24 protein-coding genes and 1 tRNA gene are annotated in these 21,324 nt (G+C 60.0%); 11 read left to right on the forward strand and 14 right to left on the reverse strand.

Going from position 1 to position 21,324, the window contains the following annotated elements; translation table 11 throughout:
- The first annotated feature begins 16 nt into the window (after positions 1 to 16).
- The gene (locus THS5294_RS11625; protein WP_058123891.1) at positions 17 to 574 is read left to right on the forward strand and encodes a hypothetical protein; all 558 of its coding nucleotides are present in this window, start codon (positions 17 to 19) and stop codon (positions 572 to 574) included.
- Here the strand turns inward: THS5294_RS11625 and rnd are convergent.
- The 3 genes from rnd to purM form a co-directional block, all read right to left on the reverse strand.
- Entirely contained in the window at positions 564 to 1,742 is a 1,179-nt protein-coding gene (gene rnd / locus THS5294_RS11630) for a ribonuclease D (protein WP_116904537.1), read from the reverse strand. The two genes, THS5294_RS11625 and rnd, sit on opposite strands and share 11 nt — an antisense overlap.
- Positions 1,743 to 1,817: 75 nt before the next feature.
- Complete coding sequence (gene purN / locus THS5294_RS11635; protein ID WP_072936623.1) at positions 1,818 to 2,408, reverse strand: phosphoribosylglycinamide formyltransferase; 591 nt, start codon at positions 2,406 to 2,408, stop codon at positions 1,818 to 1,820.
- Positions 2,405 to 3,451 (reverse strand): phosphoribosylformylglycinamidine cyclo-ligase, encoded by a 1,047-nt coding sequence (purM, locus tag THS5294_RS11640; protein WP_058123893.1) that lies wholly within the window; start codon positions 3,449 to 3,451, stop codon positions 2,405 to 2,407. Before purM ends, purN begins: the two co-directional genes overlap by 4 nt.
- A gap of 164 nt (positions 3,452 to 3,615) precedes the next feature.
- Here purM and THS5294_RS11645 point away from each other — a divergent pair.
- Positions 3,616 to 3,692 (forward strand) — tRNA-Ile (locus THS5294_RS11645).
- A 139-nt stretch (positions 3,693 to 3,831) separates the two neighbouring features.
- On the forward strand, positions 3,832 to 3,996 hold the full coding sequence (locus tag THS5294_RS18365; protein ID WP_158508599.1) for a hypothetical protein: 165 nt from the start codon (positions 3,832 to 3,834) through the stop codon (positions 3,994 to 3,996).
- Here the strand turns inward: THS5294_RS18365 and THS5294_RS11650 are convergent.
- Both THS5294_RS11650 and THS5294_RS11655 read right to left on the reverse strand, forming a co-directional pair.
- Positions 3,993 to 4,262 carry a hypothetical protein gene (locus tag THS5294_RS11650; protein ID WP_425303905.1) on the reverse strand — a complete coding sequence of 90 codons (270 nt, stop codon included), beginning with the start codon at positions 4,260 to 4,262 and terminating at the stop codon, positions 3,993 to 3,995. The two genes, THS5294_RS18365 and THS5294_RS11650, sit on opposite strands and share 4 nt — an antisense overlap.
- A 47-nt stretch (positions 4,263 to 4,309) precedes the next feature.
- On the reverse strand, positions 4,310 to 7,102 hold the full coding sequence (locus THS5294_RS11655; protein WP_058123895.1) for a bifunctional [glutamine synthetase] adenylyltransferase/[glutamine synthetase]-adenylyl-L-tyrosine phosphorylase: 2,793 nt from the start codon (positions 7,100 to 7,102) through the stop codon (positions 4,310 to 4,312).
- 51 nt (positions 7,103 to 7,153) lie between these two features.
- Here THS5294_RS11655 and THS5294_RS11660 point away from each other — a divergent pair, with 51 nt between their 5' ends.
- Entirely contained in the window at positions 7,154 to 7,618 is a 465-nt protein-coding gene (locus THS5294_RS11660; protein WP_058123896.1) for a YbaK/EbsC family protein, read from the forward strand.
- On the opposite strand, the gene THS5294_RS11665 is transcribed toward THS5294_RS11660, so the two are convergent.
- From THS5294_RS11665 to iscR, 9 genes are read right to left on the reverse strand one after another with little or no spacing between them, the layout of a single operon-like run.
- Positions 7,615 to 8,838 carry a cysteine desulfurase gene (locus THS5294_RS11665; protein WP_058123897.1) on the reverse strand — a complete coding sequence of 408 codons (1,224 nt, stop codon included), beginning with the start codon at positions 8,836 to 8,838 and terminating at the stop codon, positions 7,615 to 7,617. The two genes, THS5294_RS11660 and THS5294_RS11665, sit on opposite strands and share 4 nt — an antisense overlap.
- A complete protein-coding gene (locus tag THS5294_RS11670) occupies positions 8,839 to 9,444 on the reverse strand; it encodes a Yip1 family protein (protein WP_058123898.1) in 606 nt (201 codons plus the stop codon).
- A complete protein-coding gene (locus tag THS5294_RS11675) occupies positions 9,437 to 9,934 on the reverse strand; it encodes a hypothetical protein (protein ID WP_058123899.1) in 498 nt (165 codons plus the stop codon). The genes THS5294_RS11670 and THS5294_RS11675 overlap by 8 nt, the downstream gene beginning before the upstream one ends.
- A 6-nt stretch (positions 9,935 to 9,940) precedes the next feature.
- The gene (locus tag THS5294_RS11680) at positions 9,941 to 11,227 is read right to left on the reverse strand and encodes a SufB/SufD family protein (protein WP_058123900.1); all 1,287 of its coding nucleotides are present in this window, start codon (positions 11,225 to 11,227) and stop codon (positions 9,941 to 9,943) included.
- Entirely contained in the window at positions 11,227 to 11,982 is a 756-nt protein-coding gene (sufC, locus tag THS5294_RS11685) for a Fe-S cluster assembly ATPase SufC (RefSeq protein ID WP_038003523.1), read from the reverse strand. Before sufC ends, THS5294_RS11680 begins: the two co-directional genes overlap by 1 nt.
- A gap of 38 nt (positions 11,983 to 12,020) precedes the next feature.
- A complete protein-coding gene (locus THS5294_RS11690; RefSeq protein ID WP_058123901.1) occupies positions 12,021 to 12,221 on the reverse strand; it encodes a hypothetical protein in 201 nt (66 codons plus the stop codon).
- 49 nt (positions 12,222 to 12,270) lie between these two features.
- Positions 12,271 to 13,797 (reverse strand): Fe-S cluster assembly protein SufB, encoded by a 1,527-nt coding sequence (sufB, locus tag THS5294_RS11695; protein ID WP_038003527.1) that lies wholly within the window; start codon positions 13,795 to 13,797, stop codon positions 12,271 to 12,273.
- A 17-nt stretch (positions 13,798 to 13,814) separates the two neighbouring features.
- Complete coding sequence (locus THS5294_RS11700) at positions 13,815 to 14,858, reverse strand: cysteine desulfurase family protein (protein ID WP_058123902.1); 1,044 nt, start codon at positions 14,856 to 14,858, stop codon at positions 13,815 to 13,817.
- A 48-nt stretch (positions 14,859 to 14,906) separates the two neighbouring features.
- A complete protein-coding gene (gene iscR, locus THS5294_RS11705; protein ID WP_058123903.1) occupies positions 14,907 to 15,365 on the reverse strand; it encodes a Fe-S cluster assembly transcriptional regulator IscR in 459 nt (152 codons plus the stop codon).
- A gap of 210 nt (positions 15,366 to 15,575) precedes the next feature.
- Between iscR and THS5294_RS11710 the strand changes: the two genes are divergently transcribed.
- From THS5294_RS11710 to THS5294_RS11740, 7 genes are all read left to right on the forward strand, one after another.
- Positions 15,576 to 16,229 carry an alpha/beta hydrolase gene (locus tag THS5294_RS11710; RefSeq protein WP_038003532.1) on the forward strand — a complete coding sequence of 218 codons (654 nt, stop codon included), beginning with the start codon at positions 15,576 to 15,578 and terminating at the stop codon, positions 16,227 to 16,229.
- Positions 16,226 to 16,456 carry a hypothetical protein gene (locus THS5294_RS11715; RefSeq protein ID WP_058123904.1) on the forward strand — a complete coding sequence of 77 codons (231 nt, stop codon included), beginning with the start codon at positions 16,226 to 16,228 and terminating at the stop codon, positions 16,454 to 16,456. Before THS5294_RS11710 ends, THS5294_RS11715 begins: the two co-directional genes overlap by 4 nt.
- A gap of 90 nt (positions 16,457 to 16,546) precedes the next feature.
- Complete coding sequence (locus tag THS5294_RS11720) at positions 16,547 to 17,677, forward strand: HD domain-containing protein (RefSeq protein WP_058123905.1); 1,131 nt, start codon at positions 16,547 to 16,549, stop codon at positions 17,675 to 17,677.
- A 78-nt stretch (positions 17,678 to 17,755) separates the two neighbouring features.
- Positions 17,756 to 19,114, forward strand: a complete 1,359-nt coding sequence (trmFO, locus tag THS5294_RS11725) for a methylenetetrahydrofolate--tRNA-(uracil(54)-C(5))-methyltransferase (FADH(2)-oxidizing) TrmFO (protein WP_058123906.1) — start codon at positions 17,756 to 17,758, stop codon at positions 19,112 to 19,114.
- Positions 19,115 to 19,134: 20 nt separating this feature from the next.
- Positions 19,135 to 19,764: a class I SAM-dependent DNA methyltransferase gene (locus THS5294_RS11730; protein WP_058123907.1), complete on the forward strand. Its 630-nt coding sequence runs from the start codon at positions 19,135 to 19,137 to the stop codon at positions 19,762 to 19,764.
- On the forward strand, positions 19,761 to 20,642 hold the full coding sequence (gene gluQRS, locus THS5294_RS11735; RefSeq protein ID WP_058123908.1) for a tRNA glutamyl-Q(34) synthetase GluQRS: 882 nt from the start codon (positions 19,761 to 19,763) through the stop codon (positions 20,640 to 20,642). The genes THS5294_RS11730 and gluQRS overlap by 4 nt, the downstream gene beginning before the upstream one ends.
- Positions 20,643 to 20,717: 75 nt before the next feature.
- Positions 20,718 to 21,278 carry a helix-turn-helix domain-containing protein gene (locus THS5294_RS11740; RefSeq protein ID WP_233486473.1) on the forward strand — a complete coding sequence of 187 codons (561 nt, stop codon included), beginning with the start codon at positions 20,718 to 20,720 and terminating at the stop codon, positions 21,276 to 21,278.
- Positions 21,279 to 21,324: the final 46 nt, after the last annotated feature.

Below are 21,324 nucleotides of genomic sequence, written 5' to 3' on the forward strand. Positions count from 1 at the left end.
CAAAGGTCCAGTCCCAATGCCTATCACTGGCTCCGGTGGCTGCGGACTTTCCTCCGGCGCGGGATTGGGCTACGCATCAGACACCGCAGATGCGGCTGACAAAAAGGGGCAGGACATGGGCAAGTGGATGGTGACAGCCGTGGTAACGGCAGCGGTTTTGGTGGGCTGTGGTCGCGTATCAGAAAGCCGCCTGAACCCGTTCAATTGGTTTGGCGGTGATAGCGAAACCGTTGCAGCCACCCCTGATACAACGGCTGAAGTGCGCTACGATGTCCTGATTGCACAGGTCCTCAACCTCAAGGTTGAGCCGACACCGGGCGGGGCCATTATCTCCACCCTAGGGCTCGCCAGTACTCAGGGTTTTTGGGAGGCTGTTTTGGTGCCCATCGACACTCAGGATGGCACTGGGCTGGTATTTGAATTCCGCGTCAAACAGCCCGTGACCGCCGCCCCCGTTGGCGCGAACGCGGCGCGTGAAGTATTGGCCGGTACATTCCTCAGCACGCAAACGCTGGGTGACGCGCGCACGATCACAATCGTTGCAGGCCAAAACCGCCGGACTGTCAGCCGCTAAGCTGAGAGACCTCAACAATTTTGACGGCTGTGCCTTGGCACGACAAAGCAATCTCACCGTTGCACAGCCGTAGCGCGTCTGCGCCAAAGACCTTGCCACGCCAGCCCTTAAGCCAATCGCCTGTCCGAATGCCCGATGCGATATCATCAAGGTCAGAAGCGGTGGCGATTAGTTTTTGCGCGACACCGGCCTCTTCGGCCTTAGCCTTCAGCAGTACGCGCAAAAGATCCGAAAGGCCTGCGTTAATCTCGGCCCGATCACGGGACTTGGGCGGCTTTGGCAGCTGATCTTGCGGCACGGCCTGCCCTTTGGCCACGGCCGCGATGATCCCATCAGCAATGTCCCCACGCCGCGCTTCGCGTAGCAGCAGGCGGGACTTGCCAAGGTCTTGGTGCGACGTCGGCTTGGTCGACGCCAACTCCATCAGGGCATCGTCCTTATAGACGCGGCTACGTGGGATATTCCGATCCTGTGCGAATGCCTCACGAAAGCTCGCCAATTCCTTGGCAATGGCTAGGAACCGAGGGCTAGAGGTCCGCATTTTCAACCGCTCCCATGCGGCCTCAGGGTTCACGCGATAAGTGGCAGGATCCGTTAGAACCGCCATTTCTTCTTCGACCCAAGCCCGACGCCCGGTTTTGTCCAAACGCGCGGCGAGGAATTCGTAGATCGTGCGCAGGTGCGTGACATCCGCCAACGCATAGGTCATCTGCGCATCCGTCAGCGGACGGCGCGACCAATCCGTAAAGCGGCTCGATTTATCGAGGCTTGCCTTCGCGATCTTGCGCACAAGCGTCTCATAGCCAACCTGTTCACCAAAGCCGCAAACCATCGCCGCAACCTGTGTGTCGAACAAAGGCGCAGGGATCAGGTCTGCATCAACGCAAAAAATCTCAAGATCCTGACGGGCGGCATGGAACACTTTGACCACGCCCGCATCCCGGAACAATTCGTAAAGCGGCTCCATCGAGAGCCCCTCAGCAAGGGGATCGAGCAGGATTGCTTCGTCGTCGTCCACGCCCTCACCCGGATAGGCCAGCTGCACGAGGCACAGTTTCGAGTAATAGGTCCGTTCCCGCAAAAACTCTGTGTCGACTGTGACATAGGGATATTTCGCAGCCCGCGCGCAGAACGCGGCCAAAAGGTCGGTGGTGGTGATCAGGGGAATGTTTTTAGCGGCCATCAGGTTCGTCTTGTCCAATTCCGCTCCTGCCTAGAACAAAGCGCGGTGAATGGAAAGCAATCACAGGATAACTGGCGTACGATCACCGGACGCGAACCGTCGCAGCACCGCAGGGTACAGGCGGTGTTCTTGCGTCAAAACCCGCTGCGCCAGGGTATCTGGCGTGTCACCAGCCTCAACCGCCACACGGGCCTGACCCAAAATCGGGCCATCATCCAACAGGGGCGTGACCTCATGCACGGTACAGCCTGCCTCGGCATCACCAGCCTCAAGGGCGCGGGCATGAGTATGCAAACCTTTGTATTTGGGCAGCAAACTGGGATGAATGTTGAGCATCCGCCCCTCATAGGCTTGCACAAAATCCGCCGTCAGCACCCGCATAAACCCTGCAAGGCATACAATGTCGGGCGCATGCGCGTCGATCAATGCACGTAAAGCGTCCTCAAACGCGCCACGGTCCTTGCCAAAAGGTTTATGATCCACGGCGCCCGTGGGAATGCCCTGCGCCGCGGCCTTGGCCAAACCACCGGCGTTCGGATCGTTGGATCCGACAAAGCAGGGACGCGCCGGATGATCACCCGTCATGCTGTCGACCAGCGTCATCATGTTGGACCCGCCACCCGACAGCAGAATCGCAACGCGTTTGCTCACGCGAGGGCGCCCGAATATGCCACGCCCGTGCCTTCGACCACATGACCCAGCTCGGTCACGGCGTGCCCTGCGGCTTCAAACGCTGCGCGCGCATCGGCGGCGCGGTCAGCGGGCACAATAGCAATCATGCCGACGCCGCAGTTAAACGTCTTGAGCATTTCTGCCTCGTCCAAACCGCCCTCTTGTGCCAGCCACCCAAACACAGGCGAGGCCGAAATGCGCGACAGGTCAATCTCTGCGCCCAAACCTTCGGGCAAGGCGCGTGGCAGGTTTTCGGTCAAGCCACCGCCGGTAATATGGGCAAGCCCATGTACCGCGCCCGCCTTGATCGCAGCCACAGCCCCCTTCACGTACAAACGCGTGGGCGTCAAGAGAGCCGCGCCAAGCGTCTGCTCTGCGTCCCACGGACAAGCATCATCCCACGCGAGACCAGAGCGCGCCACGATCCGCCGCACCAGCGAATAACCATTGGAATGCACGCCGTCGGAAGCCAATCCCAGCAGGACATCACCCGCGCCAACACCCGCAGGCAGGTCTGCGCCACGTTCCATCGCGCCGACAGCAAAACCCGCAAGATCAAAGTCACCGCCATCATACATGCCGGGCATCTCAGCGGTCTCACCACCGATGAGCGCGCAGCCAGATGCCTCACACCCGGCCGCAATACCGTTGATGATGCGCGTAGCACTGTCCAACTCTAGCTTGCCGGTCGCAAAGTAATCCAAGAAAAACAGAGGCTCGGCCCCCTGACACACCAAATCGTTGACACACATGGCCACCAGATCGATGCCGACCCCGTCCACGTTTCCGGTATCAATCGCAATGCGCAGCTTGGTGCCGACGCCATCCGTTGCCGCCACCAGGATCGGATCGCTATAGCCCGCGCCTTTGAGGTCAAACAAAGCGCCAAAACCGCCTAGACCCGCCATCACGCCAGGCCGCGACGTCCGTTTGGCTGCTGGTTTGATCCGCTCCACGAGCGTGTTGCCCGCATCAATATCTACGCCTGCGTCGGCGTAAGTGAGGCCGAGTTTGTCGGTCATGGGGCACTCCATTGCTAATGCCCGGCGGCATAGCGCAGGCAGGCCCCGAAGGAAAGGACTCTGTCGCGTGGCCCGCTTAGATCATTAAAGGATGCGTCTGTCGCTTGACCCCCCTTTTGGCCGTGATATGCACACGGTGTGGCGACGATCTGCGACGCCGCCGGGGGCCTGTAGCTCAATTGGTTAGAGCAGAGCGCTCATAACGCTTTGGTTGCGGGTTCAAGTCCTGCCGGGCCTACCATCCCTCCCCCTTTTTGATCACGTTGCCTCCCATCACCCAGCATTTACGGTTGATGCGACAGGACGACGCACTACCCTTTGCTATGGCAGATGACCGGCTGCCGACCCAGACGTTCCACACAAATGCGGGAGAAAAAGTCATGAACCGGTTAAAACTAATCCTGTTTACGCTGAACAATTACGCAGCCTATGCCCAAGACCGTGCCGGAGCCGAGATGTTCGGCGGCCAGTTAAGGCGCAAGCGCACAATGGCGCGCCGCGATTTAGTGATCCAAGCTCTCGATGGGCTCAGGCAACAGCCCTAGCTGCCGACACGGGCCGCCCGGCCGCCACGTCGTCCGGGTGCAGGCTGCTCCGCGAGCCCTTCACGTAGGACTTGCTTCATCGGATGATCATCGTCGGCTGTCATGTGACGCAACAATAACGCCTCAATCGCGGGCTTCGGCTCGCTGGTGCTTAGGCTCAGTGCCCAATCCAAAAAGATTGAGCGGCATTCTTCCAGCGTGATGCCTTCAATCCGAAAAGATTCCCAAACCAAACCCTTGGGGTCAAAATCCGCGCGTCCGTCCATTATCATGGTCTCTCCTATCGCCCTGTGCCGCTCGATGCGTGCCGCTCTTAGGTATCCTGCACGCAGGACTTGGCAAGCATCTTCGTGATGATCCTATCTGCACGCGCAGGCGCATCATGCAGCGACGTTTTCAGGTCAGTCAGCGCCTTATGCCCCGTTAGGGTCAGCAGAAAACTCTGCCCACCAATGCCCAGTGTTTCGGGGTCAGGGTCATCAGCCGTAAGCAGGCGCAGCGCCTGCTGATACTGCGACAGCTGCGCATAGATGCGGGCCAATTCGGCCTGATCTTCGGCGTCGCAAAACCCGCCTCTCACGGCCAATTGCCCCGAGGTACTGCGCACAGGTCGCCCTGCGATCAACGCGTTCGCCTGCCCAATCAGCTCAATTTCCTGCATCCGGCCGGGTCCGGATTTGGTGGCCGAGGCATGCCCCACCCGGCCCGCTGCGATAAACCGCGCGCGCATATCCACCAAAGCCGCCGCGACATCATCCGCGCCAAACCGGCTTTGGGCCAAGACCTCACTGCGGATCGCCTCAAGCGTTTGGGCCAGTTCGGGTGCGCCCACAATCACCCGCGCGCGGGTTAGGGCCAAGTGCTCCCACACCCAGGCCTCCGTGCGTTGGTAGGCTTCAAAACTGCTTAACGCGGTTGCGACTGGCCCCTGTTTGCCAGACGGACGAAGCCGCATGTCGACCTCATACAACCGTCCCGCGCCCGTGGGGGCTGTCATGGCCGTGATCAGGGCCTGTGTGAGCCGCGCAAAATAGCTGCGAGGCGGCAGGGACCGCGGCCCGGTAGATTCAGCATCCGGCGGGGCGTCATAGATCACAATCAGGTCCAGATCAGACCGCGCCGTCAACCGCCGCGCCCCAAGGGAGCCCATCGCAATCACCGCAGCCCCCTGCCCCGGCAAAGTCCCGTGCTTGGTCTCAAACTCTGCGACAACTGCGGGCCATAACGCTTGAACCACGGCCTCGGCCAAATCGGCATACCGGGTACCGGCTTCGCCCGTGTCGATCGTGCCGCGCAGCATGTGAACCCCGATGCGAAAATGCGCCTCTTGCTGCCAACGGCGCGCGATGTCCAATTGGCCCTCATAATCGTCTGCCGCAAACAAGGCCTCACTCAGCCCAGCCCGTAGTGCCGCACGATCTGGTAGCGGCGCAAAGAAATCCCCCCCTATCACAGCATCCAACACCTTGGCATTGCGCGATAGATACCGCGCAAGGTCCGGGGCCGTGGCACAAATGTCTACGATCAAATCAATCAGCTGCGGGTTTGCGGCGAACAACGAAAACACCTGCACCCCGCTTGGCAGTCCCCGCAAAAACCCGTCAAAACTGAACAACGCCTCGTCGGGTTTTGCCGCGCGTCCAAGGCTCAATAATAGTTTGGGGCGCAGACGAGTAAACAGCTCCCGCCCCCGTTCGGAGCGGAGCGCCGGATACGTTGCCCAGCGGTCCACCTGCGCCAAAGCCTCATCCGAAAACGGCAAATCCGCCACTTCTGGCACCGGACTGCTGGGCGCAAAAAACGCGGAAGTGCAGGTTTCGACGGTATTGAACGTCTGAGTCAAGCGTGTGCGCAGATCCGCGACATCCATGTCCATAAAGGCCGCGAGCCGATCAAAATCCTCAGCCGTTTGCGGCAGGCTGTGGGTTTGCGCGTCTTGGACCATCTGCAATCTGTGTTCCACGTCGCGCAGCCACAGATATGCATCAGACAGGGTGGTCTGCGTTTCCTCGGGTATCCAGCCTGCGGACTGTAGCGCACCCAACGCCTCAAGCGTGCCGCGCTTTTGCAGGGATGGGTCGCGCCCACCCGCAATCAACTGCCGGGTCTGGGTGAAAAACTCGATCTCACGAATGCCACCGAGGCCAAGTTTCACGTTGTGACCCTCTAACACCAAAGGCCCACCCACGCGTTTGGCGTGCCGCAGTTTGAGCCGTATATCATGCGCGTCTTGGATGGCCGCAAAATCGAGATGGCGACGATAGACGAACGGCCGAAGACGGGTCAAATACGCCTCGCCAGCCGCGACATCACCGGCGGCTGAACGGGCCTTGATATGCGCGGCCCTCTCCCATGTGCGCCCAAGCGCCTCATAGTAGCGCTCTGCCGCTTCCATCGACAGGCACACGGGCGTGACCGACGGATCGGGTCGCAGCCGCAGGTCCGTGCGAAACACATAGCCGTCTCCTGTCGCCTCAGACAGAAGCGCCATCGCCCGGCGGGTGATCCGCACGAATGACTGGCGCGCCTCACCGTAGTCGGCCGGGTCAAAGCGCGTCTCGTCGAACAGGCAGATGAGGTCGATGTCGGAGGAGTAATTCAGCTCTCCCGCGCCCATCTTACCCATCGCAAGTGCGACCATGCCCCCCGCAGTCGCGATGTCATCTGCGGTCGCGCCGGGCAGTTTACCGCGTGTGATTTCCGCCTCTGCGCAGGCCGTCAGGGCACGGTGCGTTGCGGTATCGGCCAAGCGGGTCAGTGCCTGAGTGACCTCAAGACCCTGCCAGACACCGCCCAAATCCGCGAGCCCGGTCAACAGCGCCACTTGCCGCTTGGCTTGGCGCAGCCCGGTGCCCACCTCTGCCAGCGGCAGGTGCGCGACACGGTCCAAAACGGCGTCCAACGTGGCCTCAGGTGGCCTATCCCACACGTCCTCAAGCCACGCGGCCTCGCGCAGCATCAGCCGGCTCAGAAATGGGCTACAGCCCGCAGCGCCAGACACAAGCGCCCGTGCCTCAGCGGGAACAGGCAACTGCGCAAGGCAATCAGCAGCGATATCGGGAGCATAGGCGCGCGGTGCGCGGGTCAGCCGGGAAAGAAACGTCATGCCCGGACTTTTGCCCTTGCGCCTGCCCGCGTCAACCGGCCCAATGCACCCATGAGCAAAAGCCTGAAACGTGTCGCGCGCGTCCTTCTGGACGCCAATATCAACGCAAACCCCGTCGAGATGCCCGGCGAAACCCGCACCGCCCAACAAGCGGCTGACGCCGTGGGCTGCGCCTTGGACCAGATCGCAAAAAGCATCGTTTTTCAGGGGCCAGAGGGCTGTGTTTTGTTTGTAACTGCGGGTGGCAACCAAGTAGATCCCGACAAAGCCGCCCGCGTCGCAGGCCAAGATTTGGGTCGCGCCGATGCGGCCACGGTCCGTGCACAAACAGGATTTGCCATTGGGGGCGTGTCGCCCATCGGGCACCTAAACCCCACACCAATCTACTTCGATCCGCGTCTCAATGACTTTGACCAGATTTGGGCGGCGGCTGGCACACCGCGTCATGTCTTTCCCATCGCGCCCGCCCAGCTATTGCAGCTCACGGGCGCGAAGGAAGCGGACTTTACCGCTTAGGCGAACAGATCGTGGCATAGTTCCAATGCATCGACCAACGCGTCCACCTCATCGGTGGTGTTGTACATCGCAAAGGACGCGCGGCAAGTCGCAGGCACGCCCATGTGATCCATCAACGGCTGGGCACAGTGATGTCCCGCGCGCACCGCGACGCCTTTTTTATCCAACACGGTTGAGATGTCGTGCGCATGCGCCGCACCCTCAAGCGTGAAGGAGAAAATCGCCGCTTTGGTCGCAGATTTGCCCTGCACGTTCAGCCAATTCAGCCCGTCCAATCGGGTGCGGGCATAGTCACGCAGGCTGGTTTCATGGGCGGCAATCGCCTCCATGCCGACACCCATCATGTAGTCTAGCGCCACGCCCAAACCGATTTGCTGCACAATCCCGGGGGTGCCTGCCTCAAACTTCATGGGCGGATCATTCCACGTGATCGTGTCGCGGTGCACGTCACGGATCATATCGCCACCGCCCATAAAGGGCTGCATTTCATCCATCCGCGCGCGCTTCATGTAGATCGCGCCAGACCCGCTGGGCCCGTACAGTTTATGTCCCGTGATTGCATAGAAATCACAGCCAAGATCGGCAACGTTGACGGGCATATGGACCGCCGCTTGGCTGCCATCAACACAGGTCACGATGCCCCGTGCGCGGGCGGCCTCACAGATGGATTTCACATCCACCACGGTCCCCAAAACGTTGGACAGGTGCGTGATCGCGATCATGCGCGTGCGCGGCGTCATCGCGTCAATCACGGCCTGTGGGTCAAGATCACCGTTCGTGTCGCAATCGACCCAAACCAGCTTGACCCCCAACCGCTCACGCAGAAAATGCCACGGAACGATGTTGGCGTGATGCTCCATGACCGACAGGATGATCTCATCCCCGGCCTTGAGGTTATGCGCGCCCCAGCCATAGGACACGAGGTTAAATGCCTCGGTCGTGCCAGAGGTAAACACGATCTCATTCTCATCCGGAACGCCCAAGAATTGGGCGACCTTGCCGCGCACGGCCTCGTATTTGTCCGTAGCCAGATTGCTCAGATAATGCAGGCCGCGGTGCACGTTGGCGTATTCGTGGCTATAGGCCTGCGTGATCGCGTCGATAACCACTTTGGGCTTTTGCGCGCTGGCCCCGTTGTCCAGATAGACCAACGGCTTGCCATTCACCTCGCGCGACAGGATCGGAAAATCGGCGCGTATCGCATCAATATTGTAGGTCATTCAGAATGTCCCTCCGGTGGACAGCGTCTCGGGGCCGATCCCGAGAATGGACATCGCAAGGCCAAGGACAAACAAGGTCCCGAACCCGCTGATCACAATCCCCGCGAAAACCATGCCCGCTGACTGGAAGCGGTGCAAAACGAGGACGAAATACGTCAAAAGGTAGAAAAACAGCCCGACCGAGGCGACAAGCACCAACAGGGTCAGGAACGGTACGATAATCGCCAACACCAGTTGCGCCAGTTGCACCGCGACAAAGATCACCTGCAACCACACAACCAGCAGGAGCGTTTCTTCAAAACTGCCCTGCCCGCCGCACGCACGCCCCACCCAATAGACCAGGTAAACCGTCCCTACGATGAACAGCGCCTGTAGCGCGGCCATGCCAACGGGGGTCCCCATCAGTGTGCCCATCGAGGCATCTGCACTTGCGCCCGACAGCAAAAAGGCCACTTGGCTCATCAGTGTCGACAGAACCGCGACCAGAGCCAACAAAAGCCAAAGCGCCTCCCGCGGGGGGGCAAAAGACAACACACGTGTCGCACCCTCCTGAGGGTCGCGGATGCTTTCAAGGATCAGGTTCGGCACGTCTGAGAACTTAAACACCGGCGGCCTCCTTGCCTTCGGTCACGATGATTGCGTTAATCCATATCCAGAAAAACCCAAGCACCACCAGAGTGCCGACAATCATTTGCTCAGCCCCCGGCCCGAAAAACCCCGACACGAGACCATTGAGCAACATGAGAGGTGTCGTTGCGAGCAACGTCCAAAACAGCCCCAAGCGCGCCGTAAACCATGTGCCTTTGCCACCGACAACCCACGCCAAAGCATGGATAACAGCGGCCATGATGTAGAAAAACAGCGGCGCGATCATGAGCCACCCTAGCAACGCGCCCCCAAGGCGTGCGTCCAAGGGAGGGCCGTCTTCTAGGTGCGCTGCGCGGGCCAAAACAGGCCACTGCGCCACAAACAACAAGAGGCAGGCGCCCATGACATAGGCAAGCACCCGGTCTTCGCGGCGGCCCGCAGCCAGCTTTTCAGCCACGACCGCGCGAGGGCGGACGTAGCTGCGTGCAATATCGCGTGAAATCGGCATCAGGCCTTAGCTGCGCCGACGGGCCAACCAGCCCTCTAGCCGCGCCTGAATGTCGTCGCGCAGACGCTCATCCTCAATCTCATCAATGGCTTCGGCCATAAAGCTCAGAACCAACAGATCGGTCGCGATGCTTTTGGGCACTCCACGAGATTGCAGATAGAACAGGGCCGTTTCATCAATGGCACCGGTGGTCGAGCCGTGCGAACACGCCACGTCATCGGCATAGATTTCCAACTCAGGCTTCGCGAGGAACTGGCTGTCGTCATCCAGCAAAAGCGACTGGCTGATCTGATAGCCATCGGTCTTTTGCGCGCCCTCTTTTACAAGGATTTTGCCTTGGAACACGCCAACCGCACCGTTTCGCAGCACCTTCTTGAACACCTGACGGCTTTCGCAGTTCACGGCATCATGGGTGATAAATACGGTGTCATCGTGATGAAAATCGCCATCGCCGGCACATGCGCCTGCGATATGCGCCACCGCGTCATCGCCCAGCAACTCAAGCACATGCTCATTGCGGGTCAGGACACCGTTCACTGTCAGCGTGAAGCTTTTGTAGACGCTTTCACGACCCAGACGACCGAACGAATGCGTGACGGCCTGACGCTCATGATCACGGCCCTGCATACGGATGTGATGGAACGCAGCACCGTCGGCCACGTCGACTTCCATGCATTTGTTAAAGCGCGCAGCGGCGGGACCGGTTTCCAGAACGGTCAGGGAGGCACCCTCTTCCACACGGATCACGTGGTGCAGGATCGCATCTGACGACTCAGAGGCATGCAGGTATTCGATGCTCACGGGACGTGCCACGGGACCGGTCGCCCGAAGTACAACACCATCAGTTGCAAACGCGGTGTTGAGGGCAGCCAGCGGACGATCCACAGGGTCTTGGCCCCGGGTTTCCAACATCCCGTACAGATCCTTGACCCAATGAATATCCGCCTGCGTTGCATCAGCCAGACGGCCGATTTCAAGGTTTTCGGCAGCCAGATCGTCACTTGCATCGGCGTCAAAGACACCGTCAACAAAGACGACCTTAAGGCGCTCGATCCCGTCGAACATTGGCTCTTCTTGGGCATCGAACAAAGCCGCTGGCGTTGGCTCTACGCTCACAAACCGTGTGGGTTTGGTGAACTTCCAGTACTCGTCACGGCGCGCGGGCATGCCCTTGGCTTGCACACGGGCCAAAGCCTCGTTGCGGGCCTCAACTGCCCACGCAGCCCCGCCGGGCATCGTCAGCGCGTTGACCCGCGCCTCAGTCTCGGATTGTTTGGTTTCCGGCAGACCCATTATGCCATCTCCGCCAGAATGTCGGCGTAGCCGTTGTTTTCGACTTCGAGCGCCAGCTCGGGACCACCGGTTTTGATGATCCGGCCATCTGCCATGATGTGCACGACGTCAGGTTTGATGTGATCGAGCAGCCGCTGGTAGTGCGTGATCACAAGGAACGAACGCCCCTCGGAACGCAGCGCGTTCACGCCTTCGGACACCAGCTTCATCGCATCCACGTCAAGGCCCGAGTCCGTTTCATCGAGAACACACATCTTTGGCTCAAGCATCGCCATCTGCAGGATCTCGTTACGCTTTTTCTCACCGCCAGAGAAGCCGACGTTGACCGGACGCTTCAGCATGTCGGCGTCGATTTTCAGCGTCTTGGCGCGCTCACGCACAACCTTCAGGAACTCACCTGCGGAAAGCTCATCCTCACCGCGTGCCTTGCGCTGTGCGTTCACGGCCGTGCGCAGGAACGTCATGTTGCCCACACCGGGGATTTCAACAGGGTACTGAAACGCCAAGAACAGACCAGCGGCAGCGCGCTCTTCTGGCTCCATGTCCAGCAGGTCGGCACCCTCAAGTGCTGCCTCGCCGTCGGTAACCTCGTAGCCGTCTTTGCCAGACAGCACGTAGGACAGCGTGGATTTGCCCGAACCGTTCGGCCCCATGATCGCGTGGACCTCACCTGAGCCGATGCTCAGGTTCACGCCCTTCAGGATCACCTTGTCTTCTTCTTCAAGTTTGACGTGCAGGTTTTTGATATCCAGCATTTTTCTTACTCCTTACAGGACCTTCCGGCCCTCGACTTTTATGTTTCGTCAGAGGGCGCTTGGCCGTCTGGTTTATCTTTTGGGCGATCACGGTTCAGTGCCACGTAGGCCAGACACAGCCCCAACACGAACCCGATCTTCATCAACGTGGTGCCCCCATCCGGGTAAATGGACTTATCGACCAAGAACCCCAGCAGCGAGCCGATCATGCCCGCTCCGATGTAGATGAGTTTGCGCATCGTTGTGGTTACTCACTCAGTGGTTTTTCGGGCGCGTCTTGCGACCATTCTAGCCCACGGACCCTTCGAGCGAGATGGCAACCAACTGCTGTGCTTCCATCGCGAATTCCATGGGCAGCGCCTGAAGGACTTCCTTACAGAACCCGTTCACAACCAACGCCACGGCCTCTTCTTCGTCCATGCCACGGGCACGGCAGTAGAACAGCTGATCGTCGTCCACCTTGGACGTCGTCGCCTCATGCTCCACCCGAGAGGAGTTATTCTTCACCTCGATGTACGGGACGGTGTGCGCCCCACATTTGTCACCGATCAGAAGCGAGTCGCACTGCGTGTAATTCCGGCCGTTCTTGGCCTTGGGGTGCATCGACACCAAACCGCGGTAGGTGTTCTGCGCGCGGCCCGCCGAAATCCCCTTAGAAACGATCCGGCTCTTGGTGTTTTTGCCAAGGTGCACCATCTTGGTGCCCGTGTCGGCCTGCTGGTAGTTATTGGCAATCGCGATGGAGTAGAACTCACCCTGACTGTCGTCGCCACGCAGAATGCACGAAGGGTATTTCCACGTCACCGATGAACCGGTTTCCACCTGTGTCCACATCACCTTGGACCGGTCACCCCGGCAATCAGCGCGTTTGGTCACAAAGTTGTAGATACCGCCTTTGCCGTTCTCATCCCCGGGGAACCAGTTCTGAACGGTGGAGTATTTGATCTCTGCGTCATCCAATAGGACCAGCTCAACCACGGCTGCGTGCAGCTGCGCGATGTCCCGCTGGGGGGCCGTACAACCCTCAAGGTAGGACACATAGGACCCCTTGTCGGCGATGATCAGCGTACGCTCAAACTGGCCGGTGTTTTCTGCGTTGATCCGGAAATACGTAGACAGTTCCATTGGGCACTTCACGCCAGGTGGGATGTAGACAAACGACCCATCCGAAAACACCGCCGAGTTCAGCGTCGCGTAGTAGTTATCCGACTGCGGGACGACCGTACCAAGGTACTGCTTAACCAGCTCAGGATGCTCCTGAATGGCCTCCGAGATCGAGCAAAAGATCACGCCAGCCTTTTTCAGCTCCGCCTGAAAGGTCGTGCCAACGGACACACTGTCAAACACCGCATCAACGGCCACTTTGCGCGGCGCATCAGCGTCAATGTCTTCGGCTCCCTCAACACCCGCAAGGATCATCTGCTCCTTCAGCGGAATGCCCAGCTTTTCGTAGGTCGCCAACAACTTGGGGTCCACCTCGTCTAGCGACTTAGGCTTCACTTCCATGCTCTTGGGACGGGCGTAGTAGTACTGATCCTGGAAATCGATCTCAGGGTAATCCACCATCGCCCAATCGGGCTCTTTCAGCTCAAGCCAACGACGGTAAGCCACAAGACGCCATTCCAGCATCCACTCCGGCTCGTTGTTCTTCTCCGAGATCAGACGCACGATGTCTTCCGACAAACCCTTGGGCGCGTATTCCATCTCAATGTCGGTGTTCCAGCCATACTTATAAGCCCCACCAAGAGATTTCACCGCATCAACCGTGTCCTGATCGACGCCTTCTTTCACCTGAGTTTCGTCCAAAGCGACCATCTAGCCCTCCTTTGCTCTCACGCAGCCCGCGCAAGATGTTTTGCCTGAAGCTTCAGAAAAGCCGCGCAAAACGCAGCCACCTCAGCCTCTGTTGTGTCTAGTCCAAGGCTTACCCGGATCGCGGATCCCGCCTCGGCCTCATTCAATCCCATGGCGCGCAACACGCCGCTGGCGCGCACCTTACCGCTAGAACACGCGGATCCCGCGCTCACGGCAAACCCCGCCAAATCTAACGCCATAACCTGCGTCTCACCCTTCCAACCGGGGGTCACGATGCAGGTGGTGTTCGGCAAACGCTCCGCGCCTTTCCCGATCAAAATAGTCTCTTTTGAGCCAGCCTCAAGGTGAGTTTCTAGAAAAGTTCTAAGTTGTTCGACCCGAGCCCATTTGCCCGCGGCCAAATCCGCCGACGCGGCCTGTGCGGCCGCCCCAAAACCGGCGATCAAATGGATCGCTTCCGTGCCAGCGCGGCGGCCCATTTCTTGCCCCCCACCTTTCAGCTGAGGGGGCACATCCAAGCCCCGGCGCAAGACCAACGCCCCGATGCCTTTCGGCCCGCCCAGTTTATGCGCCGACACCAATGCCATATCTACGCCGGACCAATCAAAGGCCAAGGGAACCTTGCCAAAGGCCTGCGTCATATCACTCAGGGCCAAGCCCTTGGGCAGCGCCTGGATTACACCCGTCTCAGAGTTTGCCGCCTGCAAAGCGGTGCGCGCAGGATCTATCACATCAACCCGACCCGCTGCATCCACAGCCAAAGATCCGTCGCCCCACGCTCCAACGGCGTCATGCTCAATGGGCGCGGTCTGCAATGCACGCCCCGCCATCGCCAAAGCCGCTGCCTCGGTCGCACCAGACACAAACACAATGTCGGCGGCCTGCGCGCCAAGCGCCTCTGCCACATTCGCCCGCGCCGCCTCAATCACACCCTTCGCCGCACGCCCCTCGGCATGGACCGAGGACGGATTGCCCACCACATCCATGGCTGCAATCATCGCCGCCCGCGCCTCAGCCCGCAGGGGCGTCGTTGCGTTATGATCTAGATAGACGCGTCCCAAATCCTTTGTTCCCCAAATACTCAAATGGCCCAACAGAGCCGATCAAACCTAGTCATCAACGACTTGAAACAAACTCGGCACAGCCGGGCATGGCGTCAGGTCATTGCCCACGATATCCGACAGCCGGGTTTGATGCAGATACACGTATACATGGGCGCTCAACCCCTCCCAAAGGCGGTTGGTCAAGGATTGCGCGCGGCTGCCCGACAACCCGCCGGATGCTCCTGCCCCCTTGTGCATCGCGGATACCGTTTCATCGACGGCCTCCAGCACATCGCTGACCCGAACTTCAGACGGCGCTCGCGCAAGGCGGTATCCGCCACCCGGCCCACGCACGGAATCAACCAAACCCGCGCGGCGCAGCTTTACGAACAATTGTTCCAAATATGGCAACGATACGTCCTGACGCCCTGAAATGTCGCCCAAGGATGTCAGCGCGCCGTCCGGCTGCTGCGCTAAATCAACAAGCGCAACCATGGCGTAGCGCCCTTTGGTGCTCAGCTTCATAGCCTTCTCCTATACAACAGACGCACACGTCCAAGCGGCGCATCCGATTGACGTCCCCGTTTGTTGCGCTTAACTGACGCTCAGGAAGGGCTCGCGCGGTCGCGGGCCAATTTAGAAGCGTTCTAAAGTCTCTGAGCCAGTTCGTCAACATTGGCCAGACACATCGCCCCTCCAACGCGAGGGTCGAGACGAACAAGGAAAGAGGCCAAATTGCCCGAAGTCATTTTCCCCGGACCCGAAGGACGCCTTGAGGGGCGCTATCACCCGCAAAAAGCCAAGGACGCTCCAATCGCGATCCTTTTGCACCCGCACCCCCAGTTCGGCGGCACCATGAACAACCGCGTCGTGTATAATCTGCACTACGCTTTCTACAACATGGGCTTCACCGTGTTGCGGTTCAATTTCCGCGGCGTAGGCCGTAGCCAAGGTGAATACGACCAAGGTATTGGTGAATTGTCCGATGCCGCATCTGCGCTCGATTACCTACAAACAATGAACCCCAACGCCAAACATTGCTGGGTGGCTGGGTTCTCGTTTGGCGCGTGGATCGGGATGCAACTTTTGATGCGCCGCCCCGAGATCACAGGCTTTATCTCCGTTTCGCCCCCAGCAGATCGCTACGACTTTAGCTTCCTCGCGCCCTGCCCCTCTTCGGGCCTCGTGATCAACGGCTCAAACGACCGCGTCGCACCGCCTGCGGACACGACCGCACTGGTCAACAAGCTGCATGAGCAAAAGGGCATCACCATCACCCACCAAGAGGTTGAGGGCGCAGGCCACTTCTTTGAGGACCCGCATATGGACACGCTCATCGGCTCGGTCGATACCTACGTGCGTCGCCGCCTCACGGAAACAACACGTTGAGCACTCTTGCCGAAAAGCTTGCCGATGATTTGGCAGCCAAGGCAATCGCCCATATTCAGGCGACGGGGGATGAAGATATCGTAAGCCTTTTGTCCAAGACAATTGGTGAGCAATCTCAAACCCTCCAAGAAGCGTTCATCACCTCGATCCGCGTGCAACGCGCCGCAATCCGCGCCGCCGAGTTGTTGGAGCGGCGCAGTCGAGACTACACACCAAGCCCAGAGTAATCTGCGGCTTGGGCAATTTGACATGACACATAAACGGCCCCCTGCGGGCCGTTTATCGTTTTCGGGTTCACGAAACAGGAGCACGCCACAATGCACCGACTAGACGCCCAAATGGCCTTTCTGATGGAGGCTGATCGGCTCAAATCCGTGGACCGCGCAAATGTCCTGCTTGATGGCTCCCGCCCCGAAAATGCGGCGGAGCACGCGTGGCACCTGTGTCTGTGGGCCATGACGTTGGCCCCGCTGGCCCCCAACGATGTGGATGTGGACGCAGTTATCGCGATGCTCTTGGTGCACGACTTGGTTGAGATCGACGCAGGCGACACCCCAATCGATCAGCCGGATCCCACCCAATCCGCACGCGAAGCCCGCGCCGCTGATCGCCTCTTCGCCCTCCTGCCAGATGATCAGGCCGCGGAGTTGCGCACCCTGTGGGAGGCGTTTGAAGCGGCCGAAACACCCAACGCCCGCTGGGCCAAGGCACTCGATCACATCGCGCCTGTGTTTCAAGTGCTGCTTGCCCCGTCACCACCTGCCGATCATGTCACCATCGCACGCAACAACCTTGCCTCCGGGCGCGCCGCGCATTTGGCCACTGAGTGGCCGCTCTTGCACAGCGCTGCCCTTGATCTGTTAGAGGGCAGGAAAATCGCGGACCGGGATCTTGCCGCGCGCTTAGCGTTCCTCGCAGAAGCCGACGCGCTTAAATCCGTTACCCGCGCCACCCGCCTCGCCGATGGCAGCCGCTTTGAAACAACCGGAGAGCACAGTTGGCACATCGCGCTCTTTGCTCTGGTTCTGGGCGAATGGGATACATCGGACACAGGCGCCGTGATCCGCATGCTGATCCTGCACGACTTGGTGGAAATCGATGCGGGCGATGTCCCGGTCTTTGCCGCGCCCTCCGCCACGGTCGAAGCAGACGAGGCTCGCGCCGCCGACCGGATCTTTGGATTATTGCCTTCCGACACCGGCCCCGCCTTTCGCGACCTGTGGGACACATTTGAGGCCAACCAATCGCCTGAGGCACGCTTTGCCAAATCTCTTGATCGGTTCCAGCCGCCGAACCTAAACCTCGCGAATGGTGGCGGCTCATGGGTGGATTATGCCGTGACCGAGGACACAGTGCGCGCCCGTGTCGGCACAAGGATCGCGGCAGGCGCGCCGCACCTGTGGGACTGGCTCAGCCCCCGCATCGCCGCCCATTTCGAAAAGCTGTAAGCGGCTCAACCCACCAAGGCTCCAAATCGACAACGGCGCCCCTTCCCAAAACGCCTATTCACCGCTACATGGCCGGGTATGACCAAAACACTCCACATCATCGGCGGCGGCATGGCGGGCTCTGAGGCCGCTTGGCAGGCTGCGAACGCAGGCGTCCCCGTCGTCATCCACGAGATGCGCCCGACAGTTGAAACATTTGCCCACCGCACTGGCCATCTGGCCGAGATGGTGTGTTCGAATTCCTTCCGCTCCGACGATGATGAGCAGAACGCCGTGGGCCTACTGCATTGGGAAATGCGCCAAGCAAACGGTCTGATCATGAACACCGCGCAGGCGCACCGCCTGCCCGCCGGTGGTGCATTGGCCGTCGACCGCGACCCCTTTGCCGCCGACGTCACTGCTCGCATCATGGCACACCCGCTGATCACTGTGGAATACGGCGAAATCAATGCATTGCCGCCCGAAGATCAACCAACGATCATCGCCACTGGCCCTCTGACGTCTGAGGGACTAGGTGGGGCAATCGCCGCCGAAACCGGCCAAGACGCGCTGGCGTTCTTCGATGCCATCGCCCCCATCGTCTACCATGAGAGCATCAATATGGATGTCGCATGGATGCAGTCGCGCTACGACAAGGGCGAGACTGAGGAAGAGCGCACAGCCTACCTCAACTGCCCCATGACAAAGGACCAGTACGAGGCGTTCATTGACGCCCTCTTGGCCGCCGATAAAACCGAATTCCATGAGGGTGAGACCGCAGGCTACTTTGACGGCTGCCTGCCGATCGAAGTGATGGCTGAACGCGGACGTGAAACGCTGCGGTTTGGCCCGATGAAGCCCGTTGGCCTGACCAACCAGCATCAGCCGGAGGTGAAACCGTACGCCGTTGTTCAGCTGCGTCGCGACAACAAACTGGGCACGCTCTACAATATCGTGGGCTTTCAGACCAAGATGAAGTACGGCGCGCAAACGGCTGTTCTGAAAACAATTCCCGGCCTAGAAGACGCCAGCTTTGCACGTTTGGGCGGGATCCACCGCAACACATTCCTGAACTCGCCCACGCTGCTTGACGATCAGATGCGCCTGAAATCTCAGCCGCACATTCGCTTTGCGGGTCAGATCACTGGCGTTGAGGGGTATGTCGAAAGTGCTGCTATGGGCCTGCTCGCAGGCCGCATGGCTGCCGCCGAAATCTTGGGCGAAACCCTGCCCGCTGTCCCAGACACCACAGCGATGGGCGCCCTACTGACGCACATCACTGGCGGGGCCGAGGCCAAGACGTTCCAACCCATGAACGTGAACTTCGGCCTGTTCCCTCCGGTGGATGCCAAGGGTGGCCGCCGCAACCGCAAAACCCGGTACAAAATCTATACTGACCGGGCAAAAGCGGACTGGGCGGAGTGGCTTGGCGAGCGCGAAAGCTTGGCAGCGGAGTGATCCCGTGGCACGGTGGTGCCATGACCAAGGATAAAGACGGCTTTAACACCAAACTCTGGGCACCGCGCAGCACCGAAGAAACGCTTCAAATCTATGCCGATTGGGCACAGACCTATGAGGCGGATGTCGAGGCGGCGGGCTACGCCACGCCCAGTCGTCTGGCCCACGCTTTATGGAACCACATGCCGAACATGGATGCGGAAATCTTGGATTTCGGCTGTGGAACCGGGCTGTGCGGTTTGGCCTTGCGAATGGTCGGCTACCACCGGATCGACGGCACTGACATTTCGCCAGAGATGCTGGCCGTCGCTCGCCAGAAAAAAGCCTACCGCACGTTGACGCGAGGCACGCCCGGTCAAATGCCGCTGATCGCGGCCGGGACCTACGACGCGATTGTGGCCTGCGGGGTCATCAGCCTTGGCGCCGCGCCTGCCGACATCCTGACGCCGATCTTGAACCTGCTCGCACCCGGCGGGGTTCTGGCGCTAAGCTACAATGAAGCCACACTAAAGGACGCCAGCTACATGGACGCCCTAGCGGATGTGCAATCAAGCGGCCAAGCCCGGTTACAGTGGTCCGAAAACGGGCCGCATTTGCCAGAAAAACCCGGTGCGCAAACCTCTACCATCTACATTTTGGAACGTCTGTGACGCGCACTCGATTTGCGCCCTCACCCACAGGGCCGCTTCACCTAGGACACGCCTACGCCGCATTGATCGCCGCCCGCCGCGGTGACGAGATGTTGCTGAGGATTGAAGATATTGATGCCACCCGCGCGCGGCCCGAGTGGGAGGCCGCCATTCACGACGATCTGGCTTGGTTGGGCGTGACATACCCCATGCCCGTGATGCGCCAGTCGGATCGTCACACGGCCTACGGTGCAGCGCTTGACGCCCTTTGGAGCCGTGGATTGCTGTACCCCTGCACCTGCACGCGCCGTGATATTGAGGCTGCCGCCAGTGCCCCACAGGAGGGCGCACCGCTGCTGGGGCCTGATGGCGTGATTTATCCCGGCACCTGCCGCCATACCCCCACCGGCCCCCGCCCCAAAGGCGTGACGCTGCGCCTCAACATGGCAAAGGCCACGTCCGAGGTTGGCCCGGTGTCCTTTACCGAGACCGGCGCAGGCCCCGGCGATGAGACGGGCGTAATCACCGTACAGCCCGACCATATGGTGTCGGCCATTGGCGACATCGTCGTCGCCCGCAAGGACTTTGGCACCTCCTACCACCTGAGCGTTGTCGTGGATGACGCCGCACAAAAGATCACCGAAGCCACCCGTGGCACCGACCTTTTTGAGGCCACCCCGATCCACGTCCTTTTGCAACGGCTGCTGGACCTGCCCACGCCGCAGTACCACCACCACGCCTTGATCCGCGACCCAAACGGCAAACGCCTTGCCAAGCGCGACGACGCCCGTGCTTTGCGTGTGTACCGTGATGGCGGGTGGAATGGGCGCGCCCTCGCCCAGCGCCTCATGGCCTCCCCTCAGACGGCCGCAATGATCCCCACCTCTCCGCTCCCGTGAAAATATGGCTTGATTTTTCACGGCCACTGGTGTGAAAATTTGAGCAATAGTTTCATGCGAGTCGGGGAGGCGCGCTTGTCTGACACCGCCGAAAGCCTCAAATCCATCTACCTCGGAGCTGACCTGAGAGCCTTACGCAAGTCGCGTGGCCTGACCCTACAGGACGTCGCGGATCGGTTGGGCAAATCGGTCGGGTGGCTCAGTCAAGTAGAACGCGATATTTCGCGGCCCGAGGATGCAGATATGGTGCATCTGGCGGATCTGTTGGACGTGCCCGTCGGCCTGCTGACGCCTGTGTCCGAGGAAGGCGTCATCGTGCGCAAAGATGGCCGCCGCGCCATTGGTGAACGGATCGCGGGCCTGACCGAAGAACTCGTTTCACCTGATCTGACGGACGCCTTTGAGGTTATACATTCCACCTTCGCCCCCGGCGTATCGCGCAGTGACGAAGTGCTCCGCCCGACGCAAGAAATCGCCTACCTCGTGTCCGGGCGTCTGGATATCTGGATCAACGGCACCCGCCATACCCTGACCCCCGGCGACAGCGCCCGCATTCGTGCGCAAAGCTTTCGTTGGGCCAACCCCTATGACGTGCCAGCTATCGCCCTGTGGGTGATTGCCCCGCCCGTCTACTGAACACCCATAGCCCGATCACAAAGGGCCTGCATACCAAAGGAGAGCC

It is taken from the genome of Thalassobacter stenotrophicus, from assembly GCF_001458315.1.
Classification (GTDB): Bacteria; Pseudomonadota; Alphaproteobacteria; order Rhodobacterales; family Rhodobacteraceae; genus Thalassobacter; species Thalassobacter stenotrophicus.